This is a genomic window from Rhodanobacter sp. KK11, assembly GCF_033345435.1.
Classification (GTDB): Bacteria; Pseudomonadota; Gammaproteobacteria; order Xanthomonadales; family Rhodanobacteraceae; genus Rhodanobacter.
Window position 1 is genome coordinate 245,591 of sequence record NZ_JAWPMI010000004.1, and the last position, 19,990, is coordinate 265,580.

Annotated in this window: 22 protein-coding genes; 15 read left to right on the forward strand and 7 right to left on the reverse strand. The window is 67.8% G+C overall.

The window, feature by feature from the left end; translation table 11 throughout:
* Positions 1-169 precede the first annotated feature (169 nt).
* Positions 170-1,402 carry a crosslink repair DNA glycosylase YcaQ family protein gene (locus tag R5H19_RS11680; protein WP_318159177.1) on the forward strand — a complete coding sequence of 411 codons (1,233 nt, stop codon included), beginning with the start codon at positions 170-172 and terminating at the stop codon, positions 1,400-1,402.
* A gap of 34 nt (positions 1,403-1,436) precedes the next feature.
* On the opposite strand, the gene R5H19_RS11685 is transcribed toward R5H19_RS11680, so the two are convergent.
* Positions 1,437-1,901, reverse strand: coding sequence for a hypothetical protein (locus tag R5H19_RS11685; RefSeq protein ID WP_318159178.1), 465 nt, complete (start codon positions 1,899-1,901; stop codon positions 1,437-1,439).
* Between the two features lie 331 nt (positions 1,902-2,232).
* On the opposite strand from R5H19_RS11685, the gene R5H19_RS11690 reads away from it, so the two are divergent.
* From R5H19_RS11690 to R5H19_RS11715, 6 genes are all read left to right on the forward strand, one after another.
* Positions 2,233-2,442, forward strand: coding sequence for a cold-shock protein (locus tag R5H19_RS11690; RefSeq protein ID WP_318159179.1), 210 nt, complete (start codon positions 2,233-2,235; stop codon positions 2,440-2,442).
* Positions 2,443-2,698: 256 nt separating this feature from the next.
* On the forward strand, positions 2,699-2,908 hold the full coding sequence (locus tag R5H19_RS11695; RefSeq protein WP_318159180.1) for a cold-shock protein: 210 nt from the start codon (positions 2,699-2,701) through the stop codon (positions 2,906-2,908).
* Between the two features lie 85 nt (positions 2,909-2,993).
* A complete protein-coding gene (locus tag R5H19_RS11700; protein WP_318159181.1) occupies positions 2,994-3,911 on the forward strand; it encodes an alpha/beta fold hydrolase in 918 nt (305 codons plus the stop codon).
* A 52-nt stretch (positions 3,912-3,963) separates the two neighbouring features.
* Entirely contained in the window at positions 3,964-5,022 is a 1,059-nt protein-coding gene (locus R5H19_RS11705) for an NADH:flavin oxidoreductase/NADH oxidase (RefSeq protein ID WP_318159182.1), read from the forward strand.
* An 18-nt stretch (positions 5,023-5,040) separates the two neighbouring features.
* Positions 5,041-5,916 carry a pirin family protein gene (locus R5H19_RS11710; RefSeq protein WP_318159183.1) on the forward strand — a complete coding sequence of 292 codons (876 nt, stop codon included), beginning with the start codon at positions 5,041-5,043 and terminating at the stop codon, positions 5,914-5,916.
* Positions 5,917-5,975: 59 nt separating this feature from the next.
* Positions 5,976-6,278, forward strand: a complete 303-nt coding sequence (locus R5H19_RS11715) for a DUF962 domain-containing protein (RefSeq protein WP_318159184.1) — start codon at positions 5,976-5,978, stop codon at positions 6,276-6,278.
* Positions 6,279-6,314: 36 nt separating this feature from the next.
* On the opposite strand, the gene R5H19_RS11720 is transcribed toward R5H19_RS11715, so the two are convergent.
* Positions 6,315-6,704 (reverse strand): cytochrome c, encoded by a 390-nt coding sequence (locus R5H19_RS11720; RefSeq protein WP_318159185.1) that lies wholly within the window; start codon positions 6,702-6,704, stop codon positions 6,315-6,317.
* Between the two features lie 155 nt (positions 6,705-6,859).
* On the opposite strand from R5H19_RS11720, the gene R5H19_RS11725 reads away from it, so the two are divergent.
* A complete protein-coding gene (locus R5H19_RS11725) occupies positions 6,860-7,639 on the forward strand; it encodes a tRNA threonylcarbamoyladenosine dehydratase (RefSeq protein ID WP_318159532.1) in 780 nt (259 codons plus the stop codon).
* An 80-nt stretch (positions 7,640-7,719) separates the two neighbouring features.
* On the opposite strand, the gene phbB is transcribed toward R5H19_RS11725, so the two are convergent.
* Entirely contained in the window at positions 7,720-8,460 is a 741-nt protein-coding gene (gene phbB / locus R5H19_RS11730) for an acetoacetyl-CoA reductase (RefSeq protein WP_318159186.1), read from the reverse strand.
* Between the two features lie 111 nt (positions 8,461-8,571).
* Positions 8,572-9,438, reverse strand: coding sequence for a tRNA glutamyl-Q(34) synthetase GluQRS (gene gluQRS / locus R5H19_RS11735; protein WP_318159187.1), 867 nt, complete (start codon positions 9,436-9,438; stop codon positions 8,572-8,574).
* Positions 9,439-9,566: 128 nt separating this feature from the next.
* Between gluQRS and htpX the strand changes: the two genes are divergently transcribed.
* Together htpX and htpG are read left to right on the forward strand one after the other, a co-directional pair.
* Positions 9,567-10,460: a protease HtpX gene (htpX, locus tag R5H19_RS11740; protein WP_318159188.1), complete on the forward strand. Its 894-nt coding sequence runs from the start codon at positions 9,567-9,569 to the stop codon at positions 10,458-10,460.
* 155 nt (positions 10,461-10,615) lie between these two features.
* Entirely contained in the window at positions 10,616-12,487 is a 1,872-nt protein-coding gene (gene htpG / locus R5H19_RS11745) for a molecular chaperone HtpG (RefSeq protein WP_318159189.1), read from the forward strand.
* 75 nt (positions 12,488-12,562) lie between these two features.
* Here the strand turns inward: htpG and R5H19_RS11750 are convergent, their stop codons facing one another.
* A complete protein-coding gene (locus tag R5H19_RS11750; RefSeq protein WP_318159190.1) occupies positions 12,563-13,099 on the reverse strand; it encodes a hypothetical protein in 537 nt (178 codons plus the stop codon).
* Between the two features lie 150 nt (positions 13,100-13,249).
* A complete protein-coding gene (locus R5H19_RS11755; RefSeq protein WP_318159191.1) occupies positions 13,250-14,374 on the reverse strand; it encodes an NAD(P)/FAD-dependent oxidoreductase in 1,125 nt (374 codons plus the stop codon).
* Positions 14,375-14,545: 171 nt separating this feature from the next.
* On the opposite strand from R5H19_RS11755, the gene R5H19_RS11760 reads away from it, so the two are divergent.
* Both R5H19_RS11760 and R5H19_RS11765 read left to right on the forward strand, forming a co-directional pair.
* On the forward strand, positions 14,546-15,169 hold the full coding sequence (locus R5H19_RS11760) for a phosphatase PAP2 family protein (RefSeq protein ID WP_318159192.1): 624 nt from the start codon (positions 14,546-14,548) through the stop codon (positions 15,167-15,169).
* Positions 15,170-15,267: 98 nt separating this feature from the next.
* Positions 15,268-15,960 (forward strand): histidine phosphatase family protein, encoded by a 693-nt coding sequence (locus tag R5H19_RS11765; protein ID WP_318159193.1) that lies wholly within the window; start codon positions 15,268-15,270, stop codon positions 15,958-15,960.
* 37 nt (positions 15,961-15,997) lie between these two features.
* Here the strand turns inward: R5H19_RS11765 and R5H19_RS11770 are convergent, their stop codons facing one another.
* Positions 15,998-16,573, reverse strand: coding sequence for a DUF4124 domain-containing protein (locus R5H19_RS11770; RefSeq protein WP_318159194.1), 576 nt, complete (start codon positions 16,571-16,573; stop codon positions 15,998-16,000).
* Between R5H19_RS11770 and R5H19_RS11775 the strand changes: the two genes are divergently transcribed.
* The 3 genes from R5H19_RS11775 (at position 16,508) to R5H19_RS11785 (ending at position 19,923) form a co-directional block, all read left to right on the forward strand.
* Positions 16,508-19,153 (forward strand): toll/interleukin-1 receptor domain-containing protein, encoded by a 2,646-nt coding sequence (locus R5H19_RS11775; RefSeq protein ID WP_318159195.1) that lies wholly within the window; start codon positions 16,508-16,510, stop codon positions 19,151-19,153. The genes R5H19_RS11770 and R5H19_RS11775 overlap by 66 nt on opposite strands.
* Positions 19,154-19,233: 80 nt before the next feature.
* Positions 19,234-19,632 (forward strand): hypothetical protein, encoded by a 399-nt coding sequence (locus tag R5H19_RS11780; protein WP_318159196.1) that lies wholly within the window; start codon positions 19,234-19,236, stop codon positions 19,630-19,632.
* A gap of 63 nt (positions 19,633-19,695) precedes the next feature.
* Positions 19,696-19,923 carry a hypothetical protein gene (locus tag R5H19_RS11785; protein WP_318159197.1) on the forward strand — a complete coding sequence of 76 codons (228 nt, stop codon included), beginning with the start codon at positions 19,696-19,698 and terminating at the stop codon, positions 19,921-19,923.
* Positions 19,924-19,990 lie beyond the last annotated feature (67 nt).

Here is a 19,990-nt window from a genome sequence, read left to right on the forward strand (position 1 = left end):
GAATGATTGAGCGAGGGTGTGCGGATGTCGGTGATCCATCGGGTGGAGTTTCCGTCCGGCCCCATTCGGATTTCACGCTAACAAGGGTTTTGTAAATGCCGGCTCACTATACGGGTCACGAGGTCGTGAAGATGCACCGCCGTTGGGCGCCGCTTCAGGTGACGGTCGCGTGTTGAGCCTGGCGCAGGCGCGGGCGCTGCAGCTGTTCGCACAGGGCTTGTTGCAGTCGCCGCGGCGACGGCCCCGGCGCGACGACGTGGTGGCGGCGATCGGGCGCATGCGCCTGCTGCAGATCGACACCATCCACGTGGTGGCGCGCAGCCCCTACCTGGTCCTGCACTCGCGTCTGGGCGACTACCCGGCGGACTGGCTGGACGACGCGCTGGCACAGGGGCGGCTGGCTGAATGCTGGGCGCACGAGGCGTGTTTCATCACCGCCGCCGACGTCGCCTGGCATCGCGGCGGACACGACCACCGCGCGCATCACTGGGCGCATCGCAGCGCCGCGCGGATGCATCGCGAACAGCGGGCCGAAATGGAGGCCCTGCTGGCTGCGATCCGTGCCTCCGGTCCGGTGCGGGCCGCCGATTTCGCACGCAAGGACACTGCCGGCAAACCGGGCTGGTGGGAATGGAAACCGGAGAAGCGCTGGCTGGAGGCGTGGTTCGCGCTGGGCGAGCTGATGGTGGCGCGGCGCGACAATTTCCAGCGCGTCTACGACCTGGCCGAGCACGTGCTGGCCCGGCTCGACCCGCCGTTCGACGCCGCCGCCGCGCCTTCGGCGGCGCAGCGGCGCCGGCGCTTCGTGGTCGACAGCGTGCGTGCGCTGGGGGTGACGCAGGCGGCCTGGATCGCCGACTACTTCCGCCTGAAGCCAAGGGTCGGCGAGCGCGAGCTGGCGCCGCTGGTGGCCAGCGGCGAACTGCTGGCGGTACCGGTGCAGGGCTGGAGCGCGCCCGGCTATGTGCACCGCGACCATGCCGAGGCATTGGACAGGGCACGGGCCGGCAAGCTGCGCGCCACCCGTACCGCGCTGCTGTCGCCGTTCGACCCGCTGGTGTGGGACCGGGCGCGCGTACTGGCGATGTTCGATTTCGAGTACACCATCGAGTGCTACACGCCGGCGTCGAAACGCCGCTACGGCTACTACGCGCTGCCGATCCTGCATCGGGGCCGTCTGGTCGGCCGACTCGATGCGAAGGCCCATCGTGACGCCGGCGTGTTCGAGGTCAAAGCCCTGTACCTGGAGCCCGGAGTGTCGCCGGAGCCGACACTGGTGCGGGCGGTGGCCGGGGCCATTGCCGATACCGCCCGCTGGCACGGTACCCCGGAAATCCGCCTGGGCCGCACCCAGCCGGCGCTGCTGGCGCGACTGTTGCGCGCGGCCTGGCGCGACGCGTGACAGGCGCTTTTCAGCCGGCCCCGATTCCGGTGGCCTACGGCGTGCTGCCCGCCGGCGCCGGATTCGCTGCGCACGACTTGCCGTGCAGGGCCTCGCGCAGCTGACTGGCCAGTGAGTTGCAGCGGGCCGCCAGCTGCGGTCGGGTCTGCGGGTTCTTCGAGTCGCGCAGCAGGCCGGTGCGCATCGCCTCGTAGCGGGCCGGCAACTGGTCCGGCGGGAAGATCGCCGCCGCGCGGTGGCAGGCCAGGTAACTGGCGAGGTAGTCGTCGCAGGCGGCGATGCCGGTGTTCCCCGACAGGTCGGATTCGGCGGCAGGCTTGCCGCGGGCCGGCGTGGTGCGTTCGCGCTGGGCGGTGCCAGCGGTTTTCGTGGCGGAGGACGACGAGGTTGTCGTGCTGGACGTAGTCGTCGTCCTGGTGTCCTGGCGGTGCTGCGCGCAGCCAGCCAGCAGCAGACCTGCGAATACCCACATCAGGGTCGGACGGGACGGGGCAGGCATCATGGTTCTCCTCGGCGGTGGCGGCCCCGGCCGGCAAATCGGGTTGGCCGGCGCGGGAACGGGACCGTCACTAAACCGCGCCGGAGGTCAAGGGAATCTGAATTGGCCGCCGGATCGGCAGGAAAACGGTGAATCCGCTCCATTCCGTTCGGCCCTGTTGTGCCGTTATGATCCGCCCACTGTGTTTGCCGGGGTCAGCAGAGTTTGTGGCCCGATGCAGCCGATCCGCGATCTGCCTCATCGTTCACCCCCTGGGTTGTTTCCTTGCATACCAGTCGAGCCGGTCGGTGACCCGGGCGGCCGCGTCCATAAAACCTGTGGAGTGATAAACATGTCTGATCGGCAGATGGGTACCGTCAAGTGGTTCAACGACGCCAAGGGCTTCGGTTTCATTGCCCGCGACAATGGCCCGGACGTTTTCGTGCACTTCCGCGCCATTACCGGCAGCGGCTTCAAGAGCCTGCAGGAAGGCCAGCAGGTTTCGTTCAAGGTAGTGCAAGGCCAGAAGGGCCTGCAGGCCGAGGAAGTGACCCCGGCCTGATCGTGGTCTTGTGCAAGGGAAACCGGGCAGAGATGTCCGGTTTTTCCTACTTGGATAATGTCCCGGGCGGCCCGCTTGACAAATCACTTGCGAGCTGAAAATCCGTTATGCTTGGGCCGCTGCGTCTGCTTGGCTACGAGAGTGCCCGGTAGGGATTTCCTGAATCCGACTGTTGCACCGGACCCTGCATGCTCAGTAAACCGTCGGCCCGTTGGGGCCGGTTTGTCTCAGCGTCTGGAAAGGATCGGAGTGAGTCATGTCGGATCGTGAAGTAGGTACCGTCAAGTGGTTCAACGACGCCAAGGGTTTCGGTTTCATCAGCCGGGAAAACGGCCCTGACGTATTCGTGCATTTCCGTGCCATCACCGGTACGGGTTTCAAGAGTCTGCAGGAAGGCCAGAAGGTGAGCTTCAAGGTCGTCGATGGCCAGAAGGGCTTGCAGGCCGAAGACGTCACCCCGGTTTGATCGCGGTGACGGCATTCGTTTGAAGAGGCCGGCGCAAGCCGGCCTCTTTTTTGTGGTGGCGGGGGCAATTGGCTAGTCTGGGGCGATGTCCGATTCATTCGTCTCGAGCACCTCCCCGGCGAGCGAGCCGCTGGTGGTTCCGGTAACCGCCGCCGACGGCGCCCGCTGTGAATTGCTGGTCGTGCTTCCCGCCGGCGCCTGGCGGCATTTGCTGTACTGGGTCCCGGCGATGGGTATTCCGGCCCGGCATTACCTGCCGTTGGCGCAGGCGCTGGCGGCGCGGGGCATCGCGGTGGTGCTGCATGAGTGGCGCGGCATCGGTTCCAGTGATCGGCGTGCCGGCCGTGGCTGCAACTGGGGTTATCGCGAACTGCTGCAGGGCGATCTGCCCGCCGGCCTGGCCGAGGTGCGCCGGCGCTGGCCGCTGGCGCATCGCTGGCTGGGCGGGCACAGCCTGGGCGGCCAGCTCGGCCTGCTCTACGCCAGCCTGCATCCGCACGATTTCGCCGGCCTGCTGCTGGTCGCCAGCGGTTCGCCGTACTGGCGTCGCTTCCGGCATGGCTGGTTGATCGGAGCGGCTTATGCACTGGCGCCGCTGCTGGCCGCGCTGGTCGGTTACCTGCCCGGGCGGCGGATCGGTTTCGGCGGCAACGAGGCGCGCGGGGTGACCGCCGACTGGGCGCGCAGCGGTCGCACTGGCCGTTATGCGGCGGCCGGGATCGCGCAGGACTTCGAGCGCCGACTGGCCGAGCTGCAGTTGCCGCTGCTGGCGCTGCGCCTGCAGGAAGACTGGCTGGGCCCGCCGGCGTCGCTGGACTGGTTGCTGGGCAAGCTCGGCCCGGGCGAGCGGCGCGTGGAAGTGATCGCGCGCGCGGACATGGACGGCGTGCCGGCCGATCACTTCAGCTGGATGAACACGCCGGTGCCGATCGCCTCGCGCCTCGCCGACTGGCTGACTGCATCGGACGCAGCGTCCATCGTGCGTGACCATTCGGCCGGTTGATTCCGCGGCGGCCCGCCAGCATGTCGAAGTGCCCGCCTTGCCGGATTTCCCCATGAAACTGTTCGAGCCATTCGCCCAGCGCAGCCTGCGCCTGCGCAACCGCCTGGTGGTGTCGCCGATGTGCGAGTACTCGGCCGTCGACGGCCTGCCGAACGACTGGCATCTGGTGCACCTGGGCAGCCGCGCGGTGGGCGGCGCGGGCGCGGTGATCGCCGAGGCCACCGCGGTGACCGCGCAGGGGCGCATCTCGCCGCAGGACACCGGCCTGTGGAACCAGGTCCAGGTCGAGGCATGGCAGCCGATCGCCCGCTTCATCAAGGCGCATGGCGCGGTCGCCGGCGTGCAACTGGCGCATGCCGGGCGCAAGGCCAGCACGCGGCGACCGTGGGAAGGACACGGCCCGGTGCCGGCCGGGCAGGGCGACTGGCCCATCGTGGCGCCGTCGGCGCTGGCTTTCGACGAAGGCTGGCAGGTGCCGCAGGCGCTGGACGAGGCCGGCATCCGCCAACTGGTCGAGGACTTCCGCGCCGCGGCGCAGCGCGCGCTGGCGGCCGGCTTCGAGCTGGTCGAGCTGCATGCGGCGCACGGCTACCTGCTGCACCAGTTCCTGTCGCCGTTGAGCAACCGCCGCGAGGATCGCTACGGCGGCAGTTTCGAGAACCGCACCCGGCTGGTGCGCGAGGTGGTCACCGCGATACGCGGGGTGTGGCCGGTCGAGTTGCCGCTGTGGCTGCGCGTCTCGGCGACCGATTGGGCCGACGGCGGCTGGAGCGCAGCCGAGAGCGTGGCACTGGCGCGCCAGGTACAGCCGCTGGGCGTGGATCTGGTCGACGTTTCCAGCGGCGGCCTGGTGCCGCACGCGAAGATCACGCCGGCGCCCGGTTACCAGGTGCCGTTCGCGGCGCAGATCCGCCGCGAGGCGGGTATCGCCACCGGCGCGGTGGGCCTGATCACCGGTGCCGAGCAGGCCGCGCAGATCGTCGCCAACGGCGACGCCGACGTGGTGCTGATCGCCCGCGAAAGCCTGCGTGATCCATACTTTCCGCGTCGCGCCGCGCAGCAGTTGGGTGCAAAGATCGAGGCGCCCGTGCAATATCAGCGGGCGTGGTAAATCGCTGAGGAGATCGTGATGAACGTCGTGCCGACCCTGGTCGAAGGTACCCGCCTGCACGATCTGGGCGACGGCTTCGTGGTGCGGCGCATGCTGCCGGTGTTGCTGGCGCGCCACGTCGGCCCGTTCGTGTTCTACGACCACATGGGGCCGGTCACCTTCGCCGCCGGCAACGGCATGGACGTGCGGCCGCATCCGCATATCGGCCTGGCCACCGTGACCTGGCTGTTCGACGGCGTGATCCGCCATCGCGACAGTCTGGGCAGTCTGGCCGACATCCGCCCCGGCGCGGTGAACTGGATGACGGCCGGGCACGGCATCGTGCATTCCGAGCGCACGCCGCCCGAGGCGCGCGCCAGCGGCCAGCAGCTGCACGGCATCCAGGTCTGGGTGGCGCTGCCGCAGGCCGATGCCGAGGTGGCGCCGGAGTTCCACCACCACGAGCGCGAGGCGTTGCCGCGGATCCGCCGGCCCGGCGTGGATGCGGTGCTGATCGCGGGGACGGCCTACGGCGAGCGCTCGCCGGTGAAGGTGTTCGCGCCGATGTTCTTCCTCGAGGTGCAGCTGGCCGCCGGCGCCGAACTGGCGCTGCCGGCGGAGCACGTCGAGCGTGGCGTGCACGTGGTCGAGGGCGCGGTCGCCTGGGGCGAGCTGGCGCTCGGCGCACAACAGATGGCGGTACAGGCCGGCCCGTCGGCGCCGTCGCTGCGCGCGCACGAGGCCAGCCGCCTGATGCTGTTCGGCGGCGCGCCGCTGGATGGCGAGCGGAGCCTGTGGTGGAACTTCGTGGCCAGCACGCGCGATCGCATCGAGCAGGCCAAGGCCGACTGGCGCGAAGGCCGCTTTCCGAAAGTGCCCGGTGACGACAAGGAGTTCATTCCGCTGCCGGAATAGGCAGGGCATGCGGCACTCTTGCGTGGCACTATCAGGGCATTCCGCGGGGGAGCAGAACGATGTCCAGCTACAACAGCTTTGCCGAGTTCTATCCGTTCTACCTCAGCGAGCACAGCAACCGCAGCTGTCGGCGCATGCACTTCATCGGCAGCACGCTGGTGCTGGCGGTGATCGTGCTGGCCTTGGCGAGTGGTCAGCTGCGCTGGCTGTGGCTGGCGCCGGTGTTCGGTTACGGCTTTGCCTGGATCGGCCACTTCGGGTTCGAGAAGAACCGCCCGGCCACGTTCAAGCACCCGCTGTACAGCCTGGCCGGCGACTGGGTGATGTACGGCCAGATGCTGCGCGGCAAGATCCGCTTCTGATTCTGTCCTTACCTGCAGGCAGGGGAGGAAGACGTTTCAGCGATATTGCTGATGGCAGCTCTTGCAGGTCTCGCCGACCGGCTTGATCGCCGCGGCCAGCGCCTCGCAGGTGACGGGCGCGGCCTGCACGGCCTGCTGCAGGCGGTTCTGCAACTGGGTGGCGTCGTCGGTGAAGGTTTTTTCATCGATGCCGAACACCGGCATGATGTCGCTGGACGTGGACTCCATGCGGGCCAGGTGATGTTGCACCTTGACCGGGTCGCACTGCTTCGCCTTCATCGCGTTCTTCAGTTCGCCCATGTGGTACCCCATGGTTTCCATCACCGCCTTGGGCATCGGGTTGCGCGCGGCCAGCGCGTTCATCACGTTGGCCGTACCGATCACGCCGATCGCCAGGCCAAGCAGGATCATCAGGGCTACGCGCATCGGTACGGTTCCATGAGTGGGGAAGTGCGCAGGATAACCCGCACGGGCGCACCGCATCCACGCAGGCACGATAAAATGCCGCATTCGCATTGCAGGATTCGCCGGTGACCCACGCAGATACGACCACGCATCCGCTCGACGGCGCTGCGGGCGGGATGACCTTTCCGACTGAACGTTTCGCCGGTGTCGAGCGTTTGTATGGCACTGGCAGCGTGGCCACGCTCGCGGGTGCGCACGTGTGCGTGATCGGCATCGGCGGCGTCGGTTCGTGGGCGGTCGAGGCGCTGGCGCGCAGCGGCGTGGGCCGGCTCACCCTGATCGACGCGGACGAGGTCTGCGTGTCCAACACCAATCGCCAGCTGCATGCGCTGGACGGCGAGTACGGCAAGTCCAAGGTGGGCGTGATGGCGGCACGCGCCCATGCGATCAACCCGACCATCCGGCTGGAGGCAGTCGAGCGCTTCCTCACCCCGTCCACGCTGGACGAACTGCTCGACCGCGGCTACGACATGGTGCTGGATGCCTGCGATGCGTTCCGCGTGAAGCTGGAAACCATCGCCTGGTGCCGCCGGCGCAAGCTGCCGATCGTCAGCGTGGGTTCGGCCGGCGGGCGCACCGACCCGACCCAGATCCGCGTGCGCGACCTGTCGCGTACCGAGCACGACGCGATGTTCAGCCTGATCCGCAAGAAGCTCCGCGCGGATTTCAACTTCCCGCGCAACCCGGGCCGCTACTTCGGCGTGTCCGCGGTCTACTCATTGCAGAACGTGCAGTACCCGCAACCCGACGGCACCGTGTGCGGCACCCGCCCGCCGGGCGGCGACGCGATGAACCTGGCCTGCGGTGGCGGGCTTGGCGCGGCCACCCACGTCACCGGCGCGTTCGCCTTCGCGGCGGTAGGCAAGGTGCTGGAGAAGCTGCTGCCTTCCTCGTAGGAGCCCGCTGGCGGGCGATGCTGTTTGCTTTGCGGCTCCAGAGCAAGAGCATCGCCCGCCAGCGGGCTCCTACCGGGTCATTACCACCCCATGTAATGCCCGCCGTTGATCGCCAGGTTGGCGCCGGTGATCCAGCTGGCCTGCTCGCCGGTGAAGAACGCCACCGCATGGGCGATTTCGTCCGGGCGACCGAGGCGGCCCACCGGGATCTGCGCCACGATCTTCTCGCGCACTTCCTCGGGCACCGCCATCACCATGTCGGTGCCGACGTAGCCGGGGGAGACCGTGTTCACGGTGATGCCGAACTTCGCGTTCTCCTGCGCCAGCGAGATGGTGAAGCCGTGCATGCCGGCCTTCGCCGCGGCGTAGTTGGCCTGGCCGTACTGGCCCTTCTGGCCGTTGATCGAGCTGATCTGCACGATGCGGCCCCACTTGCGCGCGCGCATGCCTTCGATCACCGGGCGGGTGACGTTGAAGCAGGCGTTCAGGTTGGTGTTGATCACGTCCGTCCACTGCTCGTAGGTCATCTTGTGGAAGGTGGTGTCGCGGGTGATGCCGGCGTTGTTGACCAGGATGTCGACCGGCCCGCACTGTTGCTCGATCGCACGGATCATCGCCTCGCAGGCGACCGGGTCGGAGACGTCGCCGGGCACCATGCACACCTCGATGCCCTCGGCCGCCATCGCCTTGCGCCAGGCTTCGGCCTTGCCCGGGTCGCGATAGTTGGTGGCTACCCGATGCCCTTGCCCGGCAAGGTAGCGAACGATCGCGCTGCCGATGCCGCCGGTGCCGCCTGTGACCAATGCCGTGCGCTGCGTCATGTCCTTGTAACTCCTGTGCAAGTGAAGCGGAGGGCTGTCGCCCCGGAGCATGGCGGGGGCATGTTGCAGCCGTTGCCGCGGGACGCCGATGCGTACTGCATTTATAGCGTTTCAGGCGAAAGAGTGACCGCTGCAATGCGGCAAACCCGCCGGGTCGAAGTTCGCCAGCGCCTGCGCCAGCAGATCGCCGGCATTTGCTGCCGCGGCCGGCGCCGGTACCCGCAGGAACGCCAGTGCCCGCCGCAGCGCCGGCAGCGGGTCGGCCGGGTCGACCGGGAAGGCCTGTTCGGACTTGGACAACTTGCGTCCCTCGCCATCCAGCACCAGCGGCAGGTGGCGCCAGGCCGGCGTGGGCAGGCCCAGGCAGCGCTGCAGCCAGATCTGACGCGCCGTGGAGTCGAGCAGGTCTTGCCCGCGCACCACCTCGGTGATGCCCTGGTACGCGTCGTCCACCACGCAGGCGAGCTGGTACGAATAGAAACCCTCGACCCGGCGGATCACGAAGTCGCCCACCTCGTCGCGCAGGTTCTGCCGCTGCGGGCCTTGCAGCGCATCGTCGAATGCGATGGTGATGTCCGGCACGCGCAATCGCCAGGCCGGCGGTTGGTCCGCCCGCGGCGACGCGACGCAGTGGCCGTCGCGATGGATGCCGCCGGTGCCGGCCAGCTCGCTGCGGCTGCACCAGCACGGGAACACTTGGCCGGTCGCGCGCAGCTGCTCGAACGCGGCGTCGTAGGCGGCGATGCGTTGCGACTGGAACAGCGCCGGCGCGTCGGCAACCAGGCCGAACGCCGGCAGCGCGGCGAGGATGCTCGACGCCGAGCCGGGAACCTCGCGCGGCGGGTCGATGTCTTCCACCCGCAGCAGCCACTCGCCGCCGGCATGTCGCGCGCACAGCCAGCTGCCCACCGCGGCGACCAGCGAGCCGAAGTGCAGCTGTCCGGTGGGCGAGGGGGCGAAGCGGCCGCGGTAGCTCATCGGCGCATTCTAGGGTAGCGGGACGTGACCGGTCGCCACCTTCGCGGCCCTTGAAAGATGCCACTTGCGCCCCGAATCTTGAGCCGCGGTTTTTCCGTTTCCTTCATGACTGCCAAAGAGAGACAGCCATGCGTCGCATCGCATTGTTCATTGCCACCAACCTTGCCGTCCTGCTCCTGCTGAGCATCGTCTGCCGTCTGTTCGGCATCGACCAGATGGCCGCCGCGCGCGGCTACGGCGGCATGGGCGGCCTGCTGGCCTACGCCGCCGTGTTCGGCATGGGCGGCGCCTTCATTTCGCTGGCAATGTCCAAGACGATCGCCAAGTGGTCCACCGGCGCGCGGGTGATCGAGCAGCCGCAGAACGAGACCGAGCGCTGGCTGGTCGACACCGTGCGCCGCCATGCGCAGAACGCCGGCATCGGCATGCCGGAAGTGGCGATCTACGACGCGCCGGAGATGAACGCCTTCGCCACCGGCATGACGAAAAACAGCTCGCTGGTGGCGGTCAGCTCCGGTCTGCTGCAGCAGATGAACCGCGAGCAGGCCGGTGCCGTGCTCGGCCACGAGATCGGCCACGTGGCGAACGGCGACATGGTCACCCTGACCCTGATCCAGGGCGTGCTGAACACGCTGGTGATCCTCGCCGCGCGCATCGTGGGCCGGCTGGTCGACAGCTGGATGTCGGGCGGCCGCGATGACCGCGAGGGCGGCACCGGCATCGGCTACTTCGTGACGGTGATGGTGCTGCAGCTGGTGTTCGGCCTGTTCGCCTCGATCATCGTGATGGCGTTCTCGCGCTGGCGCGAGTTCCGCGCCGACGCGGCGGGCGCGCAGTTCGCCGGTCGCGGCGCGATGATCTCGGCGCTGCAGCGGCTGCAGGCCAACCACGGCGAGAGCACGCTGCCGAGCACGATCGCCGCGTTCGGCATCTCCGGCCCGCTGGCCGACGGCTTCCGCCGCCTGTTCATGAGCCACCCGCCGCTGGAAGAGCGCATCGCCGCGCTGCAGCGCGGCGTCTGATCGCAGGCTTTGCTCCCTTCCCTGCAAGGCAGGGGAGGGACGGGGAGGGGTGCTTTTGACAAGGCTTGAGATCAAAAGCTACCCCCTCCTGACCTCCCCCTGCCAGCAGGGGGAGGAATCACGCCATCGTCAACGCAACAACGGAACATCCACGCATGAACGCACCCGCCGAAACCCGCAAGTTCGAAGCCGAAGTCGCCCAGGTACTGCACCTGGTCACCCACTCGCTGTACTCGCACAAGGAAATCTTCCTGCGCGAGCTGATCTCCAACGCCTCCGACGCCTGCGACAAGCTGCGCTTCGAGTCGATCGCCAAGCCGGAACTTTCCGCCGGCGACAGCGAGCTGCACATCGACGTCAGCTGGGACCCGGCCGCGCGCACCGTCACCGTGCGCGACAACGGCATCGGCATGAGCCGCGACGAGGTGGTGGCGAACATCGGCACCATCGCCAGCTCCGGCACGCGCCGTTTCCTGGAAGCCATGTCGGGCGAGCAGAAGGCCGACGCGCGCCTGATCGGCCAGTTCGGCGTGGGCTTCTACTCCGCCTTCGTGGTGGCCGACAAGGTCACCGTGCTGAGCCGCCGCGCCGACGCGCCGGCAGGCGAGGGCGTGAAGTGGGAGAGCGACGGCAAGGGCGAGTACTCGCTGGAGCCGGTCGAGCTGGCCGAGCGCGGCACCGCCGTGATCCTGCACCTGAAGGCCGACGAGGACGAGTTCCTCAGCCGCTGGCAGCTGCGCGCGCTGATCACCCGCTACTCCGACCACGTTGCCTTCCCGATCCGCATGCCGAAGGAAAAAGACGACAAGCCCACCGACGAGTTCGAGACCATCAACGCCGCCTCGGCGCTGTGGACCAAACCCAAGGCTGAGATATCCGACGCGGACTACCAGAGCTTCTACAAGTCGCTCGGCCACGACTTCAACGACGCGCTGGCGTGGACGCACAACCGCGTCGAGGGTAGCCAGAGCTTCACCACCTTGCTGTACGTCCCCTCGCAACCGCCGTTCGACCTGATGATGGGCGGCCGCGACGAGCGCAAGGGACTCAAGCTCTACATCAAGCGCGTCTTCATCATGGACGCGGCCGAGGAACTGCTGCCGAACTACCTGCGCTTCGTGCGCGGCGTGGTCGACGCCGACGACCTGCCGCTCAACGTCAGCCGCGAGATCCTGCAGCACAACCGCCAGCTCGAGCGCATCAAGGCCGCCTGCGTCAAGCGCGTGCTCGACCTGATCGAGAAGCTGGCCAAGGACGAGCCGGAGAAGTTCGCCACCTTCTACAAGGCGTTCGGCAACACGTTGAAGGAAGGCATCAGCGAAGACGCCAACAACCGCGAGCGCATCGCCAAGCTGCTGCGCTTCGCCTCCACCAAGGGCGAAGGCACGGCGCAGAACGTCTCGCTGGACGACTACATCGGCCGCATGGCCGTCGGCCAGGACGCCATCTGGTACATCACCGCCGACAGCTACGCCGCCGCCTTCGGCAGCCCGCAGCTGGAAGCGTTCAAGGCCAAGGACATCGAAGTGCTGCTGATGTCCGATCGCATCGACGAGTGGATGATCGGCAGCCTGAGCGAGTACGAAGGCAAGAAGCTCAGGAACGTGGCCAAGGGCGAGCTGCCGCTGGACGAGGCGGACAAGAAAAAGCAGGAGGAAGCGACGAAAGAAGCCGAGCCGCTGCTGAAGAAACTCAAGGACCTGCTCGGCGACCGCGTCGGCGAGGTGAAGGTGTCGGCACGCCTCACCGACTCGCCGTCGTGCCTGGCCCTCAGCGACTACGAAATGGCCCCGCACCTGGCCCGCCTGCTGCGCGAAGCCGGCCACGACATGCCCGAGAACAAGCCCACGCTGGAGATCAACCCGCAGCACGCGCTGCTGAAGCGGGTCGAGGCGGAAGCGGACGAGGCGAAGGCGAAGGACCTGGCCACGCTGCTGCTGGAGCAGGCCGAGATTGCGGCCGGTGCGCAGCTGCCGGACCCGTCGGCGTTCGTGCAGAGGATGAACCGGGTGTTGCTGGGGGCGTAAGCCGCCTGGCTTGCTGTTTCAAACAAAAGGCTCGCCGCTGAAGGCGGGCCTTTTCATGTCAGCCCTTGTCAGGTGTCAGCGACCCTGTCCGGGTGCGCGTGCCGGTGCGGGGCTGGGCGTGCTGCGGATGGCGTTCTGGATGAGCGGCATGGGCGCAGACCGGTAGTTTGCGGGAGTCCAGGGTCGGCTCATTCTCCGGTCGCCGTTGAAGCGGATGCGTGCCCCGCGATTGAAGGAATCCCGGCTCGCCAGCGCCAGCCGATGACCGTCGATGTGGACCCAGTACCAGGAGCCCGACGGCACCGGCGAGCTCGATACGAAGACGAACTGGGCGTCGTAGTTGCCTTCGGTGCGAGGCGTCGTGCGCAGGGCCAGGTTGGCGACGAACTGGCTGGACACCGGGCGCCCGTGTTCGGTCGCCGGCTTGACGATCATCTCATTCAGGTTCTGCAGCAGCAGCCGGTTGAGCCGCGGCGAAAGTTCCATCGCCGGTGAGGCGTCGGTGACCTTGCCGTGGGCGTTCACCTGCACCAGCACCGGCAGGAACCTGGGCGGGAATTCGTTGAGCGAGCCGGAGGAGGCCAGGGCCGTGCCTGCCGCGATCGACAGCATTCCGAAAAGCAGGGTGGTTTGGAACCGTTTCATGGTGACCTCCTTGAAGCATCGCGGAACCGCGTGGAGACTCCCATGCATTGTGGCACCTCTCCGGTGTTTCCATTGTTATCGCGGAGTGCTGCCGCGTTAACCGGCAAGGGGCTGCGGCTACCTCTGGCAAGCCGCCACCAGGCCGGCGATGCGCCGGGCTTCGATGCCGATCTCGCGTAATTGTCCGGTGGGTGAGGCGATCAGTCCGCAGAAGAACAGCCCCGGTTCGGACGTTGTGCGGCCGGTCACCAGCGGCATGCCGTGGTCGTCGAAGACGCCATGCGCCTCGGGCAGCAGCGGGCGCAGGTCGGGGCGGAAGCCGGTGGCGAGGATGACGGCATCGAACGGTTCGGCTGGCGACTGCGCAAACACCACGCCATCGCGGGTGAAGCGCTCGATGCCGCCGCGCACCTTGATCGCGCCGTCGCGGATCCGGGCCAGCGTGCCCACGTCGAGCAGGGGGATGCGACGGTCTTCCTCGATCATGCGGCGCGGCCCCTTGCGGGCGATGGTCAAGCCGAGCCTCCTGACCGGGCCGATGGCGAGCCGGATCGCCGGCGCGTTGATGAAGTCGGCCACGCGCGCGGGCAGGTGCGCCTGCGCGATCGCCCAGGTCAGGATCGGGATGCCCAGCAGCTCGCGCGGCAGGATCTGCACCGGGCCGCGCACGGCCAGGGTCACGTCGACTCCGGCTTGCGCCAGGTCCAGCGCAATCTCGCCGCCCGAATTGCCGAAGCCCACCACCAGCACCCGCTTGCCCGCGCAGGCCGCCGGGTTGCGATAGTCGCTGCTGTGGACGAGCAGGCCTTGATAGGCATCCATCCCCGGCCAGCGCGGGCGATGCGGGAAATCGGCCCAGCCGGTTGCGATCACCACCACCGGCGCGGTGAACTCGCCCCGCGTCGTTTCCACGCGCCACGCGTAACCATCGCGACGGACCGTGTGTACCGCGCAGTGGAAAACCGGCTGCAGATCGAACTGCGCCGCGTAGCTTTCCAGATAGTCGACGACCTGGGCGCGCGACGGGTACCGTGGCCAGCTGCGCGGCATCGCCATGCCGGGCAGGCCGGAGTGGCCACGGTCCGTGTGCAGGTGCAGCCGGTCGTAGTGGCGCCGCCACACCGAAGCGACCGCGCCGGCCTTTTCCAGGATCAGCACGTCGAGGCCGCGCTGGCGCATGCACGCCGCGCAGGCAAGGCCTGCCGGGCCCGCGCCGACGATGATCGCGTCCGCACTTTCCATGAGGTTCCCGTTCGTCCCGGCATCCGGGGTCGGCCTAGGTAGCCCAGAGTGCGCTTTTTTCGCGCGCGCTTCGACGGCCCTTCCGGGTTGGCCGCGTAAGCCAACCGAAAGCTGGGTCGCGTAGCGTCCGGGCCGGAAGGCAGGCGCTGCCTGTCATGCGGGAGCCGCGAGATGCCTGCATTGCGATCCTGGCTATGCGCCGCCGCCATCCTGGTTTCGGGCGCTGCCCATGCGGGTGGCGGCCCGCTCGGCATCGACCACCGCGTCCGCTACGACAACAGCGGCATCTGGAACCGCTCCGATCAGAATGCGCTGCTGTACGGCACGATCGGTACGGTCGTCGGGGGTGCCCTGGTCTTTGGCGACAACGACCAACTGGGCGACACGTTCTGGCGCTCGGTGGATGCCATGGTGATTTCCAGCGTCGGCGCCCAGGCGATGAAGTACGCCTTTCAGCGCGAGCGGCCTTCACAGACCGACAATCCCGACCGCTTCTTCGCCGGCAGCCACGCGCAGAGTTTTCCCAGCGGGGAAGTGGCAGCAATCTCGGCGGCGGTCACGCCGTTCATCGTCACCTATGGCCGCGACCACCCGGCGGTGTATGCGCTGGCCCTGCTGCCGGCCTACGATGCGGTGGCGCGGGTGAAGACGCATGGCCATTGGCAGAGCGACGTGCTGGTCGGCGCCGCGCTCGGTACCGGAGTTGGCCTGTGGGCGGCGCATCGGGATTCGCCGTTGATCGTCAGCTGGCTGCCCGGCGGCTTCAGGGTCGGTTTCATCCATCGGTTCAAGTGAGGCGCGGGGCCGAGGCGGGTCGCGCCGCGGCAGAACGGTTGGTCCGGGGTGGGGCGCCGGTGGATACTCCGGGCACTGATCCCGCGTCGAGACATGCCATGCCGCCCCGTCTTTCGTTGATGCTTTGCTGCCTGTTGCTGACGGCGCCGCTGTGCGCTGCCGAGGCACCGGCGACGCGCACCATCGTGCTGGTGCGCCACGGCTACTACCTGCCCGATGCGAAGGCCGATCCGAAGCTGGGCCCGCACCTGGCGCCGCTCGGCGTGGCGCAGGCTCGCCTGGTTGGGGCGCGCCTGGCGGGCCTGCCTGGGCGTTTCGGCGCGATGTACGTCAGTCCGGTGCAGCGTGCGAGAGACACGGCGGCCATCATCGCCGCCGATGTTCCCGGCAGCCGCTTCGAGGTGGTGGACGACCTTGCCGAATGCACGCCGCCGACGCGGCGTACCGAGGCCGTCGCGGACGAGAAGCCGGCCGACCTGGCGGCGTGCAAGCAGCAGCTGGATCGCCTGTTCGCCCGCTACTTCAGGCCGGCGACGGGGCATGCGCGGACCGAGCTGATGGTTTGCCACGGCAACGTGATCCGCAACATGGTCGTGCGCGCACTGGGCGTGGACAGCCGCGCATGGCTGGAGATGTCGGTGGGCAACGCCAGCATCACCCGGATCCTGGTCGAGGCGGACGGCCGCTACAAGGTGATATCGGTGGGTGACGTCGGGCACCTGCCGCCCAGCCTGCGCACCGGCGCTACCGGCGATGCGGAACGCAGTCTGGCGATTCCCGCGTTGCCCTGACTTTTCCCGGCGGCCTTGGTCCGTCAGGCCAGGCCTGTCAGCACTGCGTGCGACCGCCGGCCAGCTGCTTGCACGGGTGGAAGATCGGCTTGTCCGATACCGGTGGCGGATGGTGGTCGCCGTCGTGGTCACGGTCGCGATGGCGGCGTGGGTACGGCGGGGCGCCCCAGTAGGCGGGCGGCGCGTTGTAGACCGGCTGGTTCAACTGGTTCTGGTAATCCGCGTTCTGCTGGCGCAGCGTCTGGTTCTCGGCCTGCAGCCGGTCGCGCTCCGCGGCCTGGTCGGCCAGCGCCTGCTGCTGCGCCTCTTCGGCACGCTGTTGCGCAGCGTAGGCTTCATCGACCTGGCGCTGGGCCTTTTCGTCCAGCGCCTGCTGGCGGGCGTCGAGGCGCTGCTGGTAGAGCGCTTCCAACTGGTGCGAATCCGCATAACGCTTTGCCAGCTCGTCCTGGCCCAGGCGCAGGTAGCGGTCGATGATCTCGGTGTCGTCGGCCTGGTGCAGCAACTCGCCGCTGCCGTTCGGGCAGGGATGGTCGGTGTAGGCGACTTGCCCGCCCTGCGTGCACTTGTAGATGTCCTGGCCGGCGGCGATCGGTGCCGCGGCCAGCAGCAAGGCGGCAGCCGAGAGGCGGATTCCGGTCGTCAGGCTTTTCATGGTGGCTACATTCTGCCTCCGGCTGGTGTCGTCTGCACCATGGCCGGAACGGAAAGCCGCCAGACGGGCGGCCTGGCGGTTCGACCAGCGGAATCCGGCGGTTTGCCTGCCGGTGCGCCGGAGCGGCGCGATGGCGCGGTTCCAAGCCCCGAAACCGCCTTCAAGCCTTCAAAAAATGAGGCTTGCATCACATTTACGGTGCTATTGTCCCGCGCCACGGGTGCCTGCCGGAGTGTCCAGACCGGCCGGCGACCGGGGTCAGGTCGAGTGGATGGGGACTTCCCGGCAAGGGAATGCGTCACCTCGTGCGGGAGCCAATGCGTCATGACGCAAGCTTCCGCGGTGCCGGTGTTCCGGTACCGCGCCTTCATCAGCTACAGCCACCGGGACAAGGCCTGGGCGGGCTGGCTGCATCGGGCGCTGGAAACCTACGCGGTTCCGAAGCGCCTGGTCGGCCAGGTGACGGCGTTTGGCGAAATCCCCGCCCGCCTCGCGCCGATCTTCCGCGATCGCGAAGAGCTGGCCAGCGCCACCGACCTCGGCCGCAAGGTCAACGAGGCGCTGGCGCAATCGGCCAACCTGATCGTGATCTGCTCGCCGCACTCGGCGACTTCGCACTGGGTCAACGAGGAAGTGCTGGCGTTCAAGCGGCTCGGCCGCAGCGAGCGCATCTTCTGCCTGATCGTCGATGGCGAACCCGGCGCCAGCGAGCTGCCCGGCCGCGCCGTCGAGGAATGTTTCGCGCCGGCACTGCGTCACCAGCTCGGCGCCGATGGTGCGTTGAGCCATGAGCGCACCGAGCCGATCGCCGCCGACGCGCGCGCGGGCAAGGACGGCAAGGCCAACGCCAAGCTGAAGCTGATCGCCGGCATGCTCGACCTCGGCTTCGATGCGCTGAAGCGGCGCGAGCTGCAGCGACGCGCCCGGCGCATGGCGGCGCTGGCCACGCTGGCGCTGATCGTGATGGCGGCGACCACCACCCTGGCGATCACCGCCATGATCGCCCGCCACGCCGCAGTGGTCGCCAGCCAGGCCGCCGAGCGCCGGCAGAAGCAGGCCGAGGATCTGGTCGGCTTCATGCTCGGCGATCTCAACGACAAGCTTCGGCAAGTGTCGCGCCTGGACATCCTGGAAGCCGTCGACGACCAGGCGATGAATTATTTTCAGTCGCTGCCGACCGCCGACGTCACCGACGCAGCGCTGGCGCAGCGCGCCAAGGCGCTGGAAAAGATCGGCAGCGTGCGGCTGGATCAGGGGCATCTGCCGGCGGCGATGGCGTCGTTTCGGGCGGCCTCGAAGCTCGCTGCCACGCTGGCGGAGGCAGCTCCCGCAGATGCCGCGCGACAGCACGCCTATGCACGGGTATTGACCTTCGTCGGCATGACCCATTGGTATCAGGGACAGCTGGATGCGGCGCAACGGAGTTTTGTGTCGGCGCAAACCGTTCTGCAGCGTGTCGGTTCAAATGCCGCGGATAACCTGCCCTTCCAGTACGAACTGGCCATGCTGGACAACAACATCGGCCATGTGCTCGAAGCGCGCGGTCAGCTGGACGAGGCCGCCGGCTACTACCACAAGGCGCTGGTGTTGTCGCGGAAGCTGGTGGCCACCAAACCCGGCAACACCGAGTGGGCGTTGGAATTGGGCGGAGCGCACAACAATCTCGGCAAGCTGGCATTAATGCGCGGCGACCTTGCCACGGCCGTCGCCGAATACGCCGCCGACGACACGATCGAAACCGCGCTCTCCGCGCGCGACCCAAGGGACAACGATCAGCGCGAGAGCATGCTTACCGTTCGCGCCATTCTGGGGCGCACGCTGGCCCTGACCGGCGACGTCAAAGCGGGCATGCGCGATCTGCAACAGGCGGTCGACATCGCCGGGCAACTGACGAAGATCGATCCGGGCAATACCAGCTTCCAGGAGCATCTGGCACTGTATGCCTCACAGCTGGGCCGGCTGCGGCGCCTGAGCGGCGATCTGCCCGCGGCTCAGGCGCTGAATGCGCAGTCGTTGTCCATTTTCCTTGCCTTGACGAAACAGGATCCGGCAAACGTCGGCCGGCAGCGCGAGTTCGCCGAGGCCCAGCTTGAGCAAGCCGCGCAAGCGCAGGCCGCCGGCCAAACCGACGCAGCGCGCAGGCAGGCGCAGGCTGCACTGGCCATCCTCGCCCCCTTGTTCGTCAAGCAGCCCGACGACCGCGCCATTCTGCTGGCGACGGCAGGAGCGCAGCTTTTGCTCGCGGCAGTATCCGATGAGGCGCGGGCCACCCGACAACTTCGCAACGACGCCTTGAACGCGATGCAGGCGGTGAAAAGCGGCGGCGACGATCCGCGTCTGCTGGCGTTGCAGGTCGAGGCGCTGCTGGCGCTGGGCATGAAAGCCGAAGCGCAGGCCGTGATCCGGCAACTGTGGAGCAGCGGCTACCGCGATGCGGCGCTGCTGGCCGTGCTGCGGCGCGAGCGGATCGACTATCCGGTCAATGCGGCCTTCCAGCAGAAACTGCTGGCGGCAACCGACACCAGCGCCCGTCAGTAAGGCCGGGCGCAACGAACAGGGGGCAGGCAACACCGGCAAGTGCGGTATCGGATCAAACCCTCATCACCAAGGAATCCATCATGCCAAACCTTCTCAAGGTCACCCTCGACAACAGCACGAGCCCGCCAAGTCTCGACATCGATCAGAAAGACAACGCGAATCACGTCAGCCGAGGCCCCAACGCGCAAACCATCACCTGGCAGCTGAACGGCAACGCGGCGTCGGGATCGTTCAATGCGCAAAACGCTGCCAAGCCGGGCTTCGCCTGGGTCGACCCGGCGCCACCGGCAGGCATCTTCGGCTCCCCGACGCTCAGCTCGAACGGCAACGAAATAACCATGAGCGACCTCAACAACAGCGCCAGCACGGCGGGCGACTGGGTCTATCAGCTGAGCGCCACCATCGGCGGTGTGGTCTACCAGTCCAACAAGACATCCCTCACGGAGACCAATACGAACCCGTCGATCAAAAACAACTAGTTCCCGAGGAGCCCGACAGGCTCCAGGTCCGGACATCGCGGCAGCCTTGGAAAATTCGGGGCAATGCGCATCAAGGCACGGATGCCGGCACGGAGCACCAACGTCATCGCTTCAACCACCTTGGAGACCGACATGCCAAAGACCAGCCATGAAAGTCAGGACGCTCCGGCCACGCCGCTGCCCGCTGACGACGAGAACGTCCTGGCGAATAGCGAAGCCGAGCAGGAATCCGCACTGGTGAGGACGCCCTCGCCGGACACCGCCACTCGCCCGTCGATCAAGAATAATTAGGGTGCGCTGCGGCCCTGGCATTCATCAGGGCTCATGCGGCTCCGTGAGGAGGCTGCCGGCAGCGGCC